The sequence below is a fragment of the Pseudomonas sp. LBUM1658 genome (assembly GCF_059716055.1).
Window position 1 is genome coordinate 424,747 of record NZ_CP166798.1, and the last position, 18,931, is coordinate 443,677.

Below are 18,931 nucleotides of genomic sequence, written 5' to 3' on the forward strand. Positions count from 1 at the left end.
TAATCGAGAGTCCGTAACTCACGGATAGTCATAGGGAATGGGTAGTGCTAGGACTCTTCAACAAGAAAGCCAACACGCTGTTGGGCATCGACATCAGTTCCACCTCGGTCAAGCTTCTCGAGCTCAGTCGCACCGGCAACCGCTTTAGGGTGGAGGCCTACGCGGTAGAGCCGCTTCCGGTCAACGCCGTGGTCGAGAAGAATATTGCCGAGCTGGAAGGGGTAGGGCAAGCCTTGTCCAGATTATTGCTCAAGGCCGGAACGGGGGTCAGGAACGTCGCCGTGGCGGTAACCGGATCGGCGGTCATCACCAAAACCATCGAGATGGATGCCGGGCTTTCCGACGAAGAGATGGAAAACCAGCTGAAGCTCGAAGCTGATCAATACATCCCCTATCCGCTCGAAGAAGTCGCCATCGATTTCGAAGTCCAGGGCTACTCGGCGCGCAATCCTGAACGTGTCGAAGTGCTGCTGGCGGCCTGCCGCAAGGAAAACGTAGAGGTTCGTGAAGCGGCACTGGCTATTGCCGGCCTGACTGCCCGGGTAGTCGATATCGAAGCTTATGCCCTGGAGCGTTCGTTCGGCCTGCTCCAGGCGCAATTGGGAAGCCCCAAGGACCCGTTGACGGTGGCGGTGGTCGACATCGGTGCAACCATGACGACCCTGAGCGTGCTGCATAACGGAAAGATCATCTATACCCGCGAGCAGTTGTTCGGTGGGCGCCAACTGACCGACGAAATCCAGCGCCGCTACGGTTTGTCGAAAGAAGAGGCAGGGTTGGCAAAAAAACACGGCGGTTTGCCGGATGACTATCTCCACGAGGTTCTGCAACCATTCAAGGATGCACTGGTGCAGCAGGTCTCGCGCTCCCTGCAGTTTTTCTTCGCTTCCGGGCAGTACAACCGCGTCGACTCCATCCTCCTGGCGGGCGGCACCGCCTCGCTCGGCGGTCTGGACCGACTGATCGAGCAGCGCCTCGGTACGTCGACCCGAGTGGCCAATCCTTTCGCCGATATGACCCTCGGCAGCAAGGTCAACGCCGGTGCCTTGGCCAGCGATGCGCCGGCCTTGATGATAGCCTGTGGTCTGGCTCTGCGGAGTTTTGCCTGATGGCGCGGATTAACCTACTGCCCTGGCGCGAAGAACTGCGCGAAATGCGCCGCAAACGATTTTTGCTGGCCCTGGCGGGCGTTCTGTTGGCGGCGATCGGTGCAGTGCTCATGGTCGACCAATACATCGCTGGCGAGATCGATCGGCAAATGGCTCGCAATCACCATGTCAGCCAGCAAATTGCGCAGCTCGATGATCGGATCAAGCAGATCAGTGAATTGAAGACCCGTCGCCAGCAGCTCGTGGAGCGGATGAGGATCATTCAGGACTTGCAGGGCAATCGCCCGGTCAGTGGACGAATCTTTGATCAGTTGGCCCGCACTCTCCCGGATGGCGTGTATTTCACCGAAGTGAAAATGACCGACAACATGCTCTCCATTCGTGGGGCCGCCGATTCGAACAACCGTGTCTCTGATTTGATGCGCAACCTGGATGGGTCGGACTGGTTCGACGCGTCGAGTCTGACCGAGGTCAAGACCAATACGTCCGGTGCGCTGGATCAGGCTAACGTCTTCCAGCTGACGGTTCGCCAGGCTCGACCGACAGCAGCAGCTCCGGGGGGCGCGAAATGACTCTGTCCGAGTGGTTCCAGGGGCTGCGCAAGATCGACCTGAACGATCTGGACATGAGCAACATGGGCGCCTGGCCAGCGGCCGTCAAAGCCATGGCTGGCGCCTTGCTGATGGTCCTGGTGCTGGCGCTGGGTTACAACGGTTTCCTCAAGGATCTTCAGGATCGACTCGGCCAGCAACGTACCGATGAAGTCGACTTGAAGCAAAATTTCGCGAACAAGGCCCACCTGGCGGCAAATCTGGAGCGGTACAGCGAGCAGATGAAGGACATGGAAAATTCCTTCGGCGTCCTGCTGCGCCAGCTTCCCGGTGATACCGAGGTTCCCGGTCTGCTGGAAGATATCACTCGTACGGGATTGGGCAGTGGCCTGGAGTTCGAGGAGATAAAGCTGCTGCCAGAGGAGGCTCAGCAGTTCTACATCGAGTTGCCGATCCAGATCACCGTCACCGGTGCCTACCATGATCTGGCGACCTTTGTCAGCGGCGTGGCCGGCTTGCCGCGAATCGTCACCCTGCATGATTTCGAGATCAAACCGGTCACACCGGATATTGGCTCGAAGCTGCGCATGAGCATTCTGGCCAAGACCTATCGCTACAACGACAAGGGGCTGCAGAAATGAAGGCAGCCCACTGGATATCGATGGTTGTGGTACTGATGGGGTTGTCCGGCTGCGGCAGCGATAACGATTTCAGCGATCTGGACGCCTTTATGAACGAGGTGCGCCTGCGCCCTCCCGGCAACATTGAACCTACGCCGACATTCAGCTCCTACCAGGCATTTACCTATAACGCCGCATCCTTGCGCAGCCCGTTTCTACCGCCGGTCAGGGTCGATCTGGCGAGACGCCAGCACGGATCGCGCAACGTAAAGCCGGACCCGAATCGGCAGAAGCAGTATCTCGAAGGTTTCAATATCGAGCAGTTCGAGATGGTCGGCACCCTCTCCAATACCTCAGGCTCCTTCGTCCTGCTGCGTGGGGCCAGCGGTGTGCACAGGTTGAAAGTCGGGGATTACCTGGGGCGTAACGATGGCCGGGTCGTGGCTGTCAGTGACTCGCAAGTCGATGTGGTTGAAATCGTTTCCGATGGCGAGGGTGCCTGGCTGGAGCGACCGCGGACCATTCCAATGAAAGCCCGCCAATAGTGGAACTTGAATAATGAGCAGGACTATTTCATCCCTCGGTATTGCACTATGGATAGCGCTGCTGTCGCCGATGGTTCTGGCGGCCAACCTCAAAGCGCTGGATGTCGCCGCGCTGCCGGGAGACCGTGTCGAGCTGAAGCTGACATTCGACGGCCCGCCTCCCGCGCCCGCTGGCTATACCACCGATCAGCCCGCGCGAATCGCCCTCGACTTGCCGGGGGTGACCGTCGGGCTGGCGAACAAGAGTCGAGATCTGGGCGGAGGCAATGCGCGCAGCGTGACGGTGGTCGAGGCCAAGGGGCGTACGCGGCTGATCGTCAGTCTGACGACGCTGGCGCCGTACACCACGCGCGTCGAGGGCAACCAGCTGTTCGTGGTGGTCGGTCAGGGCGGGGCGGTTGCACAGAAGCCCGCGTCGAGTGCGCCGCGAGCGGCCACCCCGACACCGGCCAGGGTATCTGCGCCAGCGGGTAAGGCCATCCGCGGCGTGGATTTCCAGCGCGGAGAGTTGGGCGAGGGCAACGTGGTCATCGAGTTGTCTGATCCGGGCATCAGTCCGGATATCCAGGAAAACAATGGCAAGATCATCCTGAACTTCGCCAAAACCCAATTGCCCGAACCGTTGCGAGTCCGGCTGGACGTCAAGGATTTCGCCACGCCCGTGCAGTTCGTCAGCGCCAGTGCTGCCGCCGATAAGACCAGCATCACCATCGAGCCCAGTGGCGCCTTCGACTATTCGACTTATCAGACCGACAACAAGCTGACTGTCAGTGTCCGGCCCATGACCGTCGACGACCTGCAAAAGCGTAACGCCGATCGCGTCGCCTACAGCGGTGAAAAGCTGTCGCTGAATTTTCAGGACATCGATGTGCGCTCGGTGCTGCAGTTGATTGCCGACTTCACCAATCTCAATCTGGTCGCCAGTGACACGGTGCAAGGTGGCATTACCTTGCGCTTGCAGAATGTGCCGTGGGATCAGGCCCTGGACCTGGTGTTGAAAACCAAGGGTCTCGACAAACGCAAGATCGGCAACGTCCTGCTGGTCGCCCCGGCGGATGAAATCGCCGCCCGCGAACGCCAGGAGCTGGAATCGCAAAAGCAGATCGCCGACCTGGCACCGCTGCGACGTGAGCTGTTGCAGGTCAACTACGCCAAGGCGAAGGACATCGCCGAGCTGTTCAAGTCAGTGACCAACAAACAGTCGGAAACGGACGAGCGGGGCTCGATTACCGTGGATGAGCGGACCAACAACATCATTGCCTACCAGACCCAGGACCGCCTCGATGAATTACGGCGCATCGTCGCCCAGCTGGATATCCCGGTGCGCCAGGTGATGATCGAAGCGCGGATCGTCGAAGCCAATGTCGATTACGACAAAAGCCTCGGCGTGCGCTGGGGTGGCTCGCTCCAGAACAAGGGCAACTGGAACACCTCGGGCGTCGACAACGGCAGCAATACGTCGGGCACTATCGGCACCCCGGGTGGCACCAATACCAACTCGCCGTTCGTCGATATGGGCACGGTCGGCAACACCTCGGGTCTGGGCATCGCCTTCATCACCGATAACGTGCTGCTGGACCTGGAGCTGACGGCCATGGAGAAGACCGGGAACGGGGAAATTGTCTCTCAGCCGAAAGTGGTCACCTCCGACAAGGAAACCGCGAAGATCCTCAAAGGCACTGAAATCCCCTACCAGGAAGCCAGTTCCAGCGGCGCAACCTCGGTGTCTTTCAAGGAGGCCTCGCTGTCGCTGGAGGTGACGCCGCAGATCACCCCGGACAACCGCATCATCATGGAGGTCAAGGTCACCAAGGATGAGCCGGATTACCTGAACAAGCTCAACGATGTCCCGCCTATCAAGAAGAACGAAGTCAACGCCAAGGTGCTGGTCAACGATGGGGAAACCATCGTTATCGGCGGGGTTTTCTCAAATACTCAAAGCAAGGTGGTAGATAAGGTGCCATTTCTTGGAGATGTGCCGTATCTTGGCCGCCTTTTCCGAAGGGATGTTGTTTCGGAGAAAAAATCCGAGCTGCTGGTATTCCTGACTCCGCGTATCATGAATAACCAGGCGATTGCTGTGAGTCATTGATTCTGTGCGAAATTTGATTCTTGTTGGGCCAATGGGTGCTGGAAAAAGCACCATTGGCCGTTTGCTGGCCAAAGAGCTGCGCCTGCCATTCAAAGATTCCGATAAGGAAATTGAATTGCGCACGGGCGCCAATATCCCGTGGATCTTCGATAAAGAAGGCGAACCGGGCTTTCGTGATCGTGAGCAGGCGATGATTGCCGAGCTCTGCGCAGCCGACGGCGTAGTGCTGGCAACCGGCGGTGGCGCGGTCATGCGCGATGCCAATCGCAAGGCGCTGCATGCCGGTGGCCGTGTGGTGTATCTGCATGCCTCGGTGGAGCAGCAGGTCGGTCGCACCGCCCGCGATCGCAATCGGCCGCTGTTGCGTACCGCTGATCCAGCAAAAACCCTCAGGGATTTGCTGGCGATCCGCGATCCGCTTTATCGGGAAATCGCCGATCTGGTGGTGGAAACCGATGAGCGGCCGCCACGAATGGTCGTTTTGGACATTTTGGATCGCTTGCAGCAGCTTCCTCCTCGTTAATGCGCGAGGCGAAATGCGCTATTCTCGGCTCCAGCCTTGAGCGCTTCAACTCAGGGCTCGGGATTATCGAGTGACGTCAGAAAATCTGGCGTCGCCGGCCGTTGATGCAGGGCCGGACGCCAGCTTCATTTTTCACTGTGGGGACACATGCAGACACTTAAGGTCGATTTAGGCGAGCGTAGCTACCCGATTCATATTGGCGAAGGTTTGCTGGGGCAACCCGAACTCCTGGCGCCGCATATCGCCGGGCGGCAAGTGGCAATCATCTCCAACGAGACCGTTGCACCGCTTTATCTCGAACGTCTGACCCGCAGCCTCGCGCAGTTTTCGGTCATTTCCGTGGTGCTGCCAGACGGCGAGGCCTTCAAGACCTGGGAAACCCTGCAGACTATTTTCGACGGTTTGCTCACCGCCCGGCATGACCGCCGCACCACCGTCATCGCTCTCGGCGGCGGTGTTATCGGTGACATGGCCGGCTTTGCCGCCGCCTGTTACCAGCGCGGCGTCGATTTCATCCAGGTGCCGACCACGCTGCTGTCGCAAGTCGACTCGTCGGTGGGCGGCAAAACCGGGATCAACCATCCGCTGGGCAAGAACATGGTCGGCGCCTTCTATCAGCCCAACGTAGTGCTTATCGACACCTCGACGCTCAATACCCTGCCGCCCCGCGAATTGTCCGCAGGCCTGGCGGAAGTCATCAAATACGGGCTGATCTGCGACGAACCCTTCCTCACCTGGCTCGAAGAAAACGTTGATCGGCTGCGGGCCCTGGACCAGGCGGCGCTGACCGTCGCCATCGAACGTTCCTGTGCGGCCAAGGCTGCAGTGGTTGGCGCTGACGAGCGTGAGTCCGGTGTACGCGCTACGCTCAATCTGGGGCATACCTTCGGCCACGCCATCGAAACCCATATGGGCTATGGTGTCTGGCTGCATGGTGAGGCGGTCGCCGCAGGAACGGTGATGGCTCTGGAAATGTCCACGCGGCTGGGTTGGATCACCGCGCAAGAGCGTGATCGAGGGATTCGTCTGTTCCAGCGCGCCGGGTTGCCGGTCATTCCGCCGGAGGAGATGACCGAAGCCGATTTTCTCGAACACATGGCAATCGACAAGAAAGTAATCGACGGTCGTTTGCGTCTGGTGCTGTTGCGCCGCATTGGCGAAGCCGTAGTGACCGACGATTATCCGAAAGAGGTTTTACAGGCCACGCTGGGAGCGGATTACCGCGCTCTGGCTCAGCTTAAAGGTTGATAAGATCCCGATGACTAGTTTGCATGCCGACGAGGCTTTCCTCGGCCATTACCAGTTAAGTCATGACCCTTTCGCTCCACGGGTGCCTGGCTTCAAATTCTTCCCTGCCCAGCGCAAGCCGGTATTGGGGCAATTGCACCATCTGGCTCGTTACAGCCAGCTGTTGCTGGTCGTGACCGGGCCGCAAGGCAGTGGCAAGACCCTGTTGCGTCAGGCGCTGGTCGCCAGCACCAACAAGCAGTCCGTGCAAAGCGTGGTGGTTTCCGCCCGTGGCGCCAGCGATGCGGCAGGTGTGTTGCGTCAGGTGGCTCAGGCGCTGAACGTGGCCCAGGCCGAGATCGGCGCGATTCTGTCTCAGGTGGTGCAGCTTGCATTGACTGGTCAGGAAGTCTATTTGCTGATCGATGATGCCGAGCAACTCGACGAGTCCGCGCTCGAGGTGTTGCTGGCGCTGGCTGCGGGAGCTCCGGAAGGTCGCCCGCACGTATTCCTGTTCGGTGAGTCGTCGCTGATCGCCGGTCTTGAACAGTTGAGCACCGAGGAAGAGCGCTTCCACGTCATCGAGTTGCAGCCCTACACCGAAGAAGAAACCCGGGAATATCTGGCCCAGCGTCTCGAAGGCGCCGGCCGGGGAATCGAACTTTTCACCGCAGATCAGATCTCTGATATTCATGAAAGCTCCGATGGCTGGCCGGGTACGATCAATCAGGTCGCTCGCGATGCAATGATCGAAGCCATGATTGCCAGCCGCTCAGCGGTCAAGCGTCCAAGTATGGGGTTCACTATGCCGAAGAAACACGTATTGGCGATATCCGCTGTCGTCGTGGTGGCGGTAGCAGCAGCCTGGATGATGCCGGGTCGTAGCAAGGCGCCGACTACCGGTGCTCCAGCCACTGAACAGGCGCAATTGCCCTTGGGGCAAGAGACGCCACAACCGAACGGCAGCGGCAATCCGGCTGTCGAGTTCGCCGGGTCTTCGCAGCCGATGCCACTGCCGCTGGTCGGTCAGTCGCAACCGGTCATGCGCGGTCCCTTGGCTGAAGCCGCTGGCGGCATCACCGAAGGCGACGACGGTGTGCCGGTCGAAGGCTCCAGCGACACGCCGCCGACCGTAACCACTACCGCGCCGCCAGCAGGTCTCACGGCCGGTCCGGCAGCCACTCCAGCAGCACGCCCGACACCTGCTCCGACCCAGATTGCCAGCGCCAAGCCCGCGCCTGTGACCAAACCTGTTGCCGCTCCAGTGGCCAAGCCAGCACCGGTCACCAAGCCTGTCGAGAAACCGGTCAATGTCGCCAAGGCCGCCACCGGCGGTAGCTGGTACGCCGGGCAAGCGCCGGGCAATTACGTGGTGCAGATCCTCGGCACCAGCTCCGAAGCCTCTGCGCAAAACTTTGTCAAAGAGCAGGGCGGCGAGTACCGCTATTTCAAGAAAGTCCTGCAAGGCAAGCCACTGTATGTGATCACTTACGGTAACTTTGCCAACCGCGACGCAGCTGTCGCCGCTATCAAGGCCTTGCCAGCGAAGGTTCAGGCTGGTAAACCTTGGCCTCGCACTGTTGCCAGCGTCCAACAGGAACTGGCAACAACTCGCTGATGATTGGGCGGCCTTACCCAGGCCGCCTCTCCCGGCACCTCAAAATTTCCGCAGGCGCATGCCGCTCTCAGAGCCGCGTGCCTTGTGGTGTCTGCGTCACTGTAGTTTTGAGTCGTAGCGGTCAAAATTAAAAAAGTTTTGACTAGCACAGCAGATCGCTTTAAACCTTTCATAAATGCGACATAGATTTGCGACATTTCGTCGCCAAATTTGTGAGCGTCTGTGTCGGTGTGTACAATGACCTCCCTTTTGCCCCCGCAAAGCTGGCGTACGTTCGGCGCGGAAGGTAAGTGGTTGAATTGAAAAGAAATTTGTCTCGATAAGAGGCAGCCTGGTGAGAAAGTGTCTATGAAAGCAGGTCTGTACCAACCAGATGAATTCAAGGATAACTGCGGTTTCGGCCTGATTGCTCATATGCAGGGCGAGCCCAGCCATACCCTGTTGCAAACGGCCATCGAGGCCCTGACCTGCATGACCCACCGCGGTGGGATCAACGCCGACGGCAAGACCGGTGACGGTTGCGGTCTGCTGATGCAAAAACCGGATCTGTTCCTGCGCGCCATTGCTCAGGAAACCTTCGGCATCGATCTGCCCAAGCAATACGCCGTGGGCATGGTGTTCTTCAACCAGGACCCGGTCCGCGCCGAAGCCGCTCGCGAGAACATGAACCGCGAGATCCTGGCTGCCGGCCTGCAACTCGTCGGCTGGCGCAAAGTGCCAATCGATACCAGCGTACTCGGCCGCCTGGCGCTGGAGCGCTTGCCGCTGATCGAACAAGTCTTCGTCGGTGGTCAAGGCCTGAGCGATCAGGACATGGCCATCAAGCTGTTCAGTTCCCGTCGTCGTTCGTCCGTGGCCAACGCCGCCGACGTCGACCACTACATCTGCAGCTTTTCCCACAAGACCATCATTTATAAAGGCCTGATGATGCCGGCGGATTTGACCGCCTTCTATCCAGACCTCAGTGACCAGCGCCTGCAAACCTCGATCTGCGTGTTCCACCAGCGCTTCTCCACCAACACCCTGCCGAAATGGCCGCTGGCTCAGCCGTTCCGCTTCCTCGCGCACAACGGCGAAATCAACACCATCACCGGCAACCGCAACTGGGCCGTGGCCCGTCGCACCAAGTTCGCCAACGATTTGATACCCGATCTGGAAGAGCTCGGCCCGCTGGTCAACCGTGTCGGTTCCGACTCCTCGAGCATGGACAACATGCTCGAGCTGATGGTCACCGGCGGCATCGACCTGTTCCGTGGCGTGCGGATGATCATTCCGCCAGCGTGGCAGAACGTCGAGACCATGGACGCCGATCTGCGCGCGTTCTATGAATACAACTCCATGCACATGGAACCGTGGGACGGCCCGGCTGGCGTAGTAATGACCGACGGTCGCTACGCGGTGTGCCTGCTCGACCGGAACGGCCTGCGCCCGGCGCGTTGGGTCACCACGAAAAATGGTTTCATCACCCTGGCCTCGGAAATCGGCGTCTGGAACTACCAGCCTGAAGACGTGATCGCCAAGGGCCGCGTAGGCCCGGGTCAGATCTTCGCGGTGGACACCGAGACCGGTCAGATCCTCGACACCGACTCCATCGACAACCGTCTGAAGTCGCGCCATCCATACAAGCAATGGTTGCGCAAGAATGCCCTGCGCATTCAGGCGACCATGGAAGACAACGACCACGGTTCGGCTTTCTACGACGTCGACCAGCTCAAGCAGTACATGAAGATGTACCAGGTCACCTTCGAAGAGCGTGACCAGGTGCTGCGCCCATTGGGTGAGCAAGGCTATGAAGCGGTCGGCTCCATGGGCGATGACACGCCGATGGCCGTGCTGTCTCAGCGTGTCCGCACGCCGTACGACTATTTCCGTCAGCAGTTCGCGCAGGTCACCAACCCGCCGATCGACCCGCTGCGCGAAGCTATCGTCATGTCGCTGGAGATCTGCCTCGGTGCCGAGCGCAACATCTTCCAGGAGTCGCCGGAACACGCTTCGCGCGTGATCCTCAGCTCGCCGGTCATCTCTCCGGCCAAGTGGCGCTCGCTGATGAACCTGGATCTGCCGGGCTTCGAGCGTCAGATCATCGACCTGAACTACGACGAGAGCATCGGCCTCGAAGCTGCGGTGCGCAATATCGCCGATCAGGCTGAAGAAGCCGTGCGTGCCGGTCGCACCCAGATCGTGCTGACCGATCGTCATATCGCACCAGGCAAACTGCCGGTGCACGCTTCGCTGGCAACCGGCGCGGTACACCACCGCCTGACCGAAAAAGGCCTGCGCTGCGACAGCAACATCTTGGTCGAGACCGCCACTGCGCGCGATCCGCACCATTTCGCGGTGTTGATCGGCTTCGGTGCTTCGGCAGTCTATCCGTTCCTGGCCTACGAAGTGCTGGGCGACCTGATCCGTACCGGTGAAGTGCTGGGCGACCTCTACGAGGTGTTCAAGAACTACCGCAAAGGCATCACCAAAGGCTTGCTCAAGATCCTCTCGAAAATGGGTATCTCGACCATCGCCTCGTACCGTGGTGCGCAGCTGTTCGAAGCCATCGGCCTGTCCGAAGAGATTTGCGAGCTGAGCTTCCGTGGCGTACCGAGCCGCATCAAGGGTGCGCGCTTCGTCGACCTCGAAGCCGAGCAGAAAGCCCTGGCTGCCGAAGCCTGGAGCCCGCGCAAGCCAATCCAGCAGGGTGGTTTGCTGAAGTTCGTCCACGGTGGCGAATACCACGCCTACAACCCGGACGTGGTGAGCACCTTGCAGGCCGCTGTGCAGCAAGGCGACTACAGCAAGTTCAAGGAATACACCGCGCTGGTGGACAACCGTCCGATCTCGATGATTCGCGACATGTTCAAGGTCAAAACCCTTGAGCAGCCGCTGGATATCAGCGAAATCGAACCGCTGGAATCGGTTCTCAAGCGTTTCGACTCCGCCGGGATCTCCCTGGGCGCCTTGTCGCCGGAAGCCCATGAAGCTCTGGCCGAAGCCATGAACCGCCTGGGTGCGCGTTCCAACTCCGGTGAAGGCGGCGAAGACCCTGCGCGTTACGGCACCAATAAAAGCTCGAAAATCAAGCAAGTGGCCACTGGCCGTTTCGGCGTGACCCCGGAATACCTGGTCAACGCCGAAGTGCTGCAGATCAAGGTCGCTCAGGGCGCCAAGCCCGGCGAAGGTGGTCAGCTGCCAGGTGGCAAGGTCAACGGTTTGATCGCCAAACTGCGTTATGCCGTACCTGGCGTGACCCTGATTTCGCCGCCGCCACACCACGACATCTATTCCATCGAAGACCTGTCGCAGCTGATCTTTGACCTCAAGCAGGTCAATCCCAAGGCGCTGGTCTCGGTGAAGCTGGTAGCGGAAGCGGGTGTTGGCACCATCGCGGCCGGTGTGGCCAAGGCCTATGCGGACTTGATCACCATCTCCGGCTACGACGGTGGCACCGGCGCTTCGCCGCTGACCTCGATCAAGTACGCCGGTGCACCGTGGGAACTCGGCCTGGCCGAAACCCACCAGACCCTGCGCGGCAACGACCTGCGGGGCAAGGTCCGGGTGCAGACCGATGGCGGCTTGAAAACCGGCCTCGATGTGATCAAGGCGGCAATCCTCGGCGCTGAAAGCTTCGGTTTCGGCACCGCGCCAATGATTGCGCTGGGCTGCAAATACCTGCGTATCTGCCACCTGAACAACTGCGCCACCGGCGTTGCGACTCAGAACGACAAGCTGCGCAAGGATCACTACATCGGTACCGTCGACATGGTGGTGAATTTCTTCACCTACGTCGCCGAAGAAACCCGTGAGTGGCTGGCGAAGCTTGGCGTGCGCACCCTCGAAGAGTTGATCGGGCGTACCGATCTGCTGGAAATCCTCGAAGGTCAGACCGCCAAGCAGAACTATCTGGACCTTACCCCGTTGCTCGGCAGCGATCACATTCCGGCGGACAAACCACAGTTCTGCCAGGTGGAGCGCAACCCGCCGTTCGATAAAGGCTTGCTGGCCGAGAAAATGGTCGAGATGGCCACTTCGGCGATCAACGATATGAGCGGCGCGGATTTCTCGCTGGATATCTGTAACTGCGACCGTTCCATCGGCGCACGGATTTCCGGTGAAATTGCCCGTGCTCACGGCAACCAGGGGATGGCCAAGGCGCCGATCACGTTCCGCTTCAAAGGCACTGCCGGTCAGAGCTTCGGAGTGTGGAACGCTGGCGGTCTGAACATGTACCTGGAAGGCGACGCCAACGACTACGTCGGCAAAGGCATGACCGGCGGCAAGCTGGTCATCGTTCCGCCGATCGGCAGCGCCTACAAGACTCAGGACAGCGCCATTATCGGCAACACCTGCCTGTACGGCGCCACTGGCGGCAAGCTGTTCGCTGCCGGTACCGCGGGCGAGCGTTTCGCAGTGCGTAACTCCGGTGCCCATACCGTGGTCGAAGGCACTGGCGATCACTGCTGCGAGTACATGACCGGCGGTTTCGTCTGTGTACTGGGCAAGACTGGCTACAACTTCGGCTCGGGCATGACCGGCGGTTTCGCTTACGTACTGGACCAGGACAACACCTTCGTTGACCGGGTCAACCACGAATTGGTGGAAATCCAGCGGATCAGCGGAGAAACGATGGAAGCCTACCGCAGCCACCTGCAACGCGTGCTGAACGAATACGTCGAGGAAACCAACAGCGAGTGGGGCCGTAACCTCGCCGAAAACCTCGATGACTATCTGCGTCGTTTTTGGCTAGTCAAACCTAAGGCGGCGAGCTTGAAATCTCTGCTCTCCAGCACTCGTGCGAATCCGCAGTAACGACGCAGCTGCAAGCCGCAAGCTTCAAGCTGCAAGCTCGAAGCGATGCGCGGTGTGCCGGTTAAATATGATTTTCTTGCAGCTTGAAGCTTGTAGCTGCTGTTAAGAGGTTTTGAGAATGGCTGAACGTCTGAATAATGACTTCCAGTTCATCGAGGTCGGGCGCAAGGATCCGAAGAAGAAACTGTTGCGTCAACGCAAGAAAGAGTTCGTGGAAATCTACGAACCCTTTAAACCCCAGCAGTCGGCCGATCAGGCCCACCGCTGCCTGGGTTGCGGTAACCCGTACTGCGAATGGAAGTGCCCGGTGCACAACTTCATTCCCAACTGGCTGAAACTGGTGGCTGAGGGCAACATCCTCCAGGCCGCCGAACTGTCGCACCAGACCAACACCCTGCCGGAAGTCTGCGGCCGGGTGTGCCCGCAGGATCGTCTGTGCGAGGGTGCCTGCACCCTTAACGACGGCTTCGGCGCGGTGACCATCGGTTCGGTGGAGAAGTACATCACCGACACCGCCTTCGCCATGGGCTGGCGCCCGGACATGTCCAAGGTCATACCGAACGGCAAACGTGTCGCGGTGATCGGTGCGGGCCCGGCGGGCCTGGGCTGTGCCGACGTGCTGGTACGCGGCGGCGTGACCCCGGTAGTGTTCGACAAGAACCCGGAAATCGGTGGTCTGCTGACCTTCGGCATTCCCGAGTTCAAGCTGGAAAAAACCGTGCTGAGTAATCGTCGCGAAGTCTTCACCGGCATGGGTATCGAGTTCCGTCTCAACACCGAAGTGGGCAAGGACGTGACCATCGAGCAACTGCTCGAAGAGTACGATGCCGTATTCATGGGCATGGGCACCTACACTTACATGAAGGGCGGCTTTGCCGGTGAGGACCTGCCGGGCGTTTATGACGCACTGGACTTCCTGATTGCCAACGTCAACCGCAACCTGGGCTTTGAAAAGTCGCCGGAAGACTTCATCGACATGAAGGGCAAGAAGGTCGTGGTCCTCGGCGGTGGCGACACAGCGATGGATTGCAACCGTACCTCGATCCGCCAGGGCTCCAAGTCGGTGACCTGCGCTTATCGGCGTGACGAAGCGAACATGCCGGGCTCGCGCAAAGAGGTGAAGAACGCCAAGGAAGAAGGCGTGAAATTCCTCTACAACCGCCAGCCGATTGCCATTGTCGGTGAAGACCGGGTCGAAGGCGTGAAGGTGGTCGAGACCCGTCTCGGCGAACCGGACGCCCGTGGCCGCCGCAGCCCCGAGCCGATTCCGGGTTCCGAGGAGATCATCCCGGCCGATGCCGTGGTCATCGCTTTCGGCTTCCGTCCAAGCCCGGCATCGTGGTTCGAGCAGTTCGACATCCAGACCGACAGCCAGGGCCGCGTCATAGCCCCGGAGCAAGCCCAGTACAAGCACCAGACCAGCAACCCGAAAATCTTCGCGGGTGGCGACATGGTGCGCGGCTCTGACCTGGTTGTGACAGCAATCTTCGAAGGCCGCACCGCAGCCGAAGGGATCCTGGATTACCTGGGTGTCTGAATAGCAGCGACAAGCTTCAAGCTCCAAGTGGCAAGCTAAAAGCCACGGTACTTGCGGCTTGCGGCTTGCAGCTTGCCACTTGGAGCTGCTCCCCTGCGACCAATTGACCCGATAGACAAAAGGCACGGCTCTTACCGTGCCTTTTGCGTCTAGCTCTGAGAAAATGCCCGCACTTTTTTTCCGGATGCCGACATGACTGCCCTGAAGAACGACCGTTTCCTTCGTGCCCTGCTCAAGCAACCCGTAGACGTCACCCCGGTGTGGATGATGCGTCAGGCCGGTCGCTACCTGCCGGAGTACCGCGCCAGCCGCGCCAAGGCCGGTGACTTCATGAGCCTGTGTATGAACCCGGAGTTCGCCTGCGAAGTCACCCTGCAGCCGCTCGACCGCTATCCACAGCTGGATGCGGCAATACTCTTCTCCGACATCCTGACTATCCCCGATGCCATGGGCCTGGGCCTGTACTTCGAAACCGGCGAAGGCCCGCGCTTCAAGAAAGTCATCAGCACCCTGGCCGACATCGAAGCCCTGCCGATCCCTGATCCGCACAAAGACCTCGGCTACGTCATGGATGCAGTCAGCACCATCCGCCGCGAGCTGAACGGCCGCGTGCCGCTGATCGGCTTCTCCGGCAGCCCGTGGACCCTGGCCACCTACATGGTCGAAGGCGGCTCGTCGAAAGACTTCCGCAAGACCAAGGCCATGCTCTACGACAACCCACAAGCCATGCACCTGCTGCTGGACAAGCTGGCACAGTCGGTGACTTCCTACCTCAACGGCCAGATCATGGCCGGCGCGCAAGCGGTGCAGATCTTCGACACCTGGGGCGGCAATCTCTCGGCGGCGGCGTACCAGGAATTCTCCCTGGCCTACATGCGCAAAATCGTCAGCGGCCTGATCCGCGAACACGAAGGCCGCAAAGTACCGGTCATCCTCTTCACCAAAAATGGTGGCCTGTGGCTGGAAAGCATCGCCGACGCCGGCGCTGATGCACTGGGCCTGGACTGGACCTGCGACATCGGCGAAGCCCGCCGGCGCGTCGGCAGCAAAGTTGCGCTGCAAGGCAACATGGACCCGACCGTGCTGTACGCCAAACCGGAAGCTATCCGCACCGAAGTCGGTCGGATCCTTGCCAGCTACGGCAAAGGCAGCGGTCACGTGTTCAACCTCGGCCACGGCATCACTCCGGAAGTCGACCCGGAACACGCCGGCGCCTTCATGCGCGCGGTGCATGAGCTGTCGGCGCAGTATCACGAGTGATCGCGACCCAATAAACAACGCCCGGCTTATGCCGGGCGTTTTTTATTAAGTTTTAATTCAGCCTGGCGACTTATGCTGAGCCCATCAAAACCGGAAATGGATTACTGTCATGAAAACCCGTTACTTCGTTCTGCTGCTGGCCCCACTGTTCAGTACCGCCGCCTTGGCGACAGCGGGTTATACCGGTCCCGGCGCCCAATCGGTGGTCACTGTCGCTGCCGCGCAAACAGCCCCCGACGATACTCCGGTGGTGCTGCAAGGCCATGTGACCCAGAAGTTGAAGGGCGAGAAGTACGAATTCAAGGACGCCACCGGCACCATCACGGTCGAGATCGACGATGAGGATCTGCCGCCGGAGGGCTTCAATGAGAATACCCAGGTCAAGCTGACCGGCGAGGTCGACAAGGGCCTGATGAGCCGCGAGGTCGATGTCGACCTGGTGGAAGTCATCAACTGAGCCCTCGCGCGGGCCGCTTAGCGGCCCTGTTCGTTTTTTACCGGCAACTTGCTCAGGTGCAGCGCTACCAATAGCGCCGCCACCAGCAGACTGCCGATAAACAGCCCGATACCGTTCCAGCCCGCCAGGTGCCAGAACACACCGCCGGCGGTCCCCGCAATGCTCGACCCGGCGTAGTAGCTGAACAGGTACAGCGACGACGCCTGGCCCCTGGCCTTGGTCGCGCGGCGGCCGATCCAGCTGCTGGCCACCGAGTGCGCGCCAAAGAAGCCGAAGGTGAACAGCAACATGCCGATGAGTACCAGCGGCAATGGCGTGAACATGGTCAAGGCAATCCCCGCCAGCATCAGCACGATGGTGCCCCAGAGCATTTTGCGGCGACCGAAGCTGTCAGCCAGCGCGCCGACTTTCGCCGAGCTGTAGATCCCTGACAGGTACACCACCGAGAGCAGACCGACGAACGCCTGGTCCATGTGGTACGGCTCGGCCAGCAGGCGATAGCCGATGTAGTTGAACAGGGTCACGAAGGCGCCCATCAGCAGGAAGGCTTCGAGGAACAGCCACGGCAGGCCGGCATCGCGAAAGTGCATGGTGAAGCCGTCAAGCAGACTGCGCGGGTGCAGCGAGCGTGAGCGGAAGTTGCGTGACTGCGGCAGGATCTTCCAGAACACGGCCGCTGCAATCAACGCCAGACCGCCGATCACCAGCATCGCGGTGTGCCAGCTGACGAAGTCGATCAACACCCCGGTGATCAAACGTCCGCACATACCACCAATAGCGTTGCCACCGATGTACAACCCCATCGCCAGACCAATGTGCTGTGGGTGGATCTCTTCACTCAGGTAAGTCATGGCCACCGCCGCCAGCCCGCTCAGGGACAGCCCGGTCAGCGCGCGCATCACCAGCACGCCCTGCCAGCTGGGCATCATCGCACTGGCGATTGTGCACAGCGCCGCGGCGAACAGGGACGCGACCATCACCGGTTTACGGCCGATGCGGTCGGAAATCGGGCCGGTGATCAGCAGGCCGATAGCGAGCATTCCGGTGGCGACCGAAAGGATCAAACTGCTCTGTGCGGCGTTGATGGAAAATTCCCGGGACAACAACGGCATCATCGGCTGCACGCAATAGAGCAGGGCGAAGGTCGCGAAGCCGCCGCAGAACAGCGCCAGCACCGTGCGCATGAACGACGGCGTGCCTTTTTCGATGTAAGTGTCATTCAGTTCGGCGACCACATCGGGCCGCGCGGCAGGCGGCATTTCGTGGGTTAGTGGGGCGACAGCAGTTTTCACGGGGACCTCGGTGGGGCGCAGCCGGTCAGGCAATGAAAAAAGCATATAGCTGGCTAATGATTCTATCCAATATATTGTTCGACCTGTTTGATAGGTTTAACGACCTAATGGAGCTTTCATGGAATTGCGGCACCTGCGCTACTTCATCGCTGTCGCCGAAGAACTGCACTTTGGCCGCGCCGCCCAGGTTCTGGGCATCTCCCAGCCACCCTTGAGCCAGCAGATTCAGGCCCTGGAACAGGAGGTCGGTGCGCGATTGTTCGAGCGGACCAATCGTCGGGTCGAGCTTAGTGAGGCCGGCCGACTGTTTCTGGAGGAGGCACGGCTGGTGCTGGCGCAGGTCGACAAAGCCGCCGACGTGGCCAGGCGCGCGCAACTCGGCGAGCTGGGAGAGCTGAAGATCGGCTTCACCTCGTCAGCGCCGTTCAACTCGAACATCCCACAAGCGATTTTCGCCTTTCGCCAGAGCTTCCCGGCGGTGCACCTGAATCTGCGGGAAATGAGCAGCACTCAAGTGGCCGATGCGCTGGTGGATCAGTCGATTCAGGTCGGCATCATGCGACCCTTGCCACTGCCGGATTCGTTGACTGTGGTCGAGTTGATGCGCGAGCCCTTGGTGGCGGTGCTCAGCTCCAAACATCCACTGGTGGTCGGCAGTGAGGACGGTCTATACCTGTCGGCGCTGGCCCCTGAGCCTTTTGTGTTTTTTCCGCGCAGCTATGGCAGCGGGCTATATACACAACTGCTGAGCCTGGCGCGGGATGCCGGGTTCAGCCCACACTTCGCTCAAGAGGCGGGTGAGGCGATGACCATTATCGGCCTTGTGGCAGCGGGGCTGGGAGTGTCGGTGCTTCCGGCCTCGTACCGGCAGATGCGCATCGAGGGCGTGGTCTATCGACCGCTGCTCGATCCGCTAGCGATCTCCGCGGTATGGCTGGTGCAGAGAAAGGACCAAAGCTCGCCGATGGCCAAGGCGTTTGTCGAGTTGTTGACCCGCAAGGCCGAGCCCATCGGTTGAAGCATTCGGTTATGGCTGGGTGCGTGGCCACAGGTGCTCGATGGACTGGTCGACCATGGCTTTGGCGATTTGCTGGCCATAAAAGATCGCAGCCTTCGGCAGCCCCTACAGGGGATTTGCATACACCAGTCATGCCGCAGGTGAATATGGTCGGCGTAGGAGCTGCCGAAGGCTGCGAGCTTTTGATCTTTAACGAGATGAGTGGACATCTCAGGTAACGAATCAGGCTTAGTGATTTCGAAGAGATCGGCAAGGATGGGCAGCGAGAGTTTCTCCAGGTGCCCA

Annotated in this window: 14 protein-coding genes; 13 read left to right on the forward strand and 1 reads right to left on the reverse strand. The window is 59.9% G+C overall.

Annotated elements, in window-relative coordinates:
- Positions 1-44 precede the first annotated feature (44 nt).
- The 12 genes from ACA064_RS01910 to ACA064_RS01965 all read left to right on the forward strand — a co-directional run bounded on the left by ACA064_RS01910 (position 45) and on the right by ACA064_RS01965 (position 16,336).
- On the forward strand, positions 45-1,109 hold the full coding sequence (locus tag ACA064_RS01910; RefSeq protein ID WP_497671874.1) for a pilus assembly protein PilM: 1,065 nt from the start codon (positions 45-47) through the stop codon (positions 1,107-1,109).
- Positions 1,109-1,681, forward strand: a complete 573-nt coding sequence (locus ACA064_RS01915) for a PilN domain-containing protein (protein WP_497671875.1) — start codon at positions 1,109-1,111, stop codon at positions 1,679-1,681. Before ACA064_RS01910 ends, ACA064_RS01915 begins: the two co-directional genes overlap by 1 nt.
- On the forward strand, positions 1,678-2,301 hold the full coding sequence (pilO, locus tag ACA064_RS01920; protein ID WP_497671876.1) for a type 4a pilus biogenesis protein PilO: 624 nt from the start codon (positions 1,678-1,680) through the stop codon (positions 2,299-2,301). Before ACA064_RS01915 ends, pilO begins: the two co-directional genes overlap by 4 nt.
- Positions 2,298-2,825, forward strand: coding sequence for a pilus assembly protein PilP (locus ACA064_RS01925; RefSeq protein ID WP_497671877.1), 528 nt, complete (start codon positions 2,298-2,300; stop codon positions 2,823-2,825). Before pilO ends, ACA064_RS01925 begins: the two co-directional genes overlap by 4 nt.
- Before the next feature lie 13 nt (positions 2,826-2,838).
- On the forward strand, positions 2,839-4,917 hold the full coding sequence (locus ACA064_RS01930) for a type IV pilus secretin PilQ (protein ID WP_497671878.1): 2,079 nt from the start codon (positions 2,839-2,841) through the stop codon (positions 4,915-4,917).
- Between the two features lie 4 nt (positions 4,918-4,921).
- Positions 4,922-5,440, forward strand: coding sequence for a shikimate kinase AroK (aroK, locus tag ACA064_RS01935; protein ID WP_489358841.1), 519 nt, complete (start codon positions 4,922-4,924; stop codon positions 5,438-5,440).
- A 147-nt stretch (positions 5,441-5,587) separates the two neighbouring features.
- Positions 5,588-6,688, forward strand: a complete 1,101-nt coding sequence (gene aroB / locus ACA064_RS01940; RefSeq protein WP_497671879.1) for a 3-dehydroquinate synthase — start codon at positions 5,588-5,590, stop codon at positions 6,686-6,688.
- 10 nt (positions 6,689-6,698) lie between these two features.
- Positions 6,699-8,285, forward strand: a complete 1,587-nt coding sequence (locus tag ACA064_RS01945) for an SPOR domain-containing protein (RefSeq protein ID WP_497671880.1) — start codon at positions 6,699-6,701, stop codon at positions 8,283-8,285.
- Positions 8,286-8,633: 348 nt separating this feature from the next.
- Complete coding sequence (gltB, locus tag ACA064_RS01950) at positions 8,634-13,082, forward strand: glutamate synthase large subunit (protein WP_497671881.1); 4,449 nt, start codon at positions 8,634-8,636, stop codon at positions 13,080-13,082.
- A 118-nt stretch (positions 13,083-13,200) separates the two neighbouring features.
- Complete coding sequence (locus ACA064_RS01955) at positions 13,201-14,619, forward strand: FAD-dependent oxidoreductase (protein ID WP_497671882.1); 1,419 nt, start codon at positions 13,201-13,203, stop codon at positions 14,617-14,619.
- 192 nt (positions 14,620-14,811) lie between these two features.
- Positions 14,812-15,879 carry a uroporphyrinogen decarboxylase gene (gene hemE, locus ACA064_RS01960; RefSeq protein WP_497671883.1) on the forward strand — a complete coding sequence of 356 codons (1,068 nt, stop codon included), beginning with the start codon at positions 14,812-14,814 and terminating at the stop codon, positions 15,877-15,879.
- A 109-nt stretch (positions 15,880-15,988) separates the two neighbouring features.
- Positions 15,989-16,336, forward strand: coding sequence for a YgiW/YdeI family stress tolerance OB fold protein (locus ACA064_RS01965; protein WP_497671884.1), 348 nt, complete (start codon positions 15,989-15,991; stop codon positions 16,334-16,336).
- Between the two features lie 17 nt (positions 16,337-16,353).
- On the opposite strand, the gene ACA064_RS01970 is transcribed toward ACA064_RS01965, so the two are convergent.
- Positions 16,354-17,595, reverse strand: a complete 1,242-nt coding sequence (locus ACA064_RS01970; RefSeq protein ID WP_497674155.1) for an MFS transporter — start codon at positions 17,593-17,595, stop codon at positions 16,354-16,356.
- Between the two features lie 151 nt (positions 17,596-17,746).
- Between ACA064_RS01970 and ACA064_RS01975 the strand changes: the two genes are divergently transcribed.
- Positions 17,747-18,646, forward strand: coding sequence for a LysR family transcriptional regulator (locus ACA064_RS01975; RefSeq protein ID WP_497671885.1), 900 nt, complete (start codon positions 17,747-17,749; stop codon positions 18,644-18,646).
- Positions 18,647-18,931 lie beyond the last annotated feature (285 nt).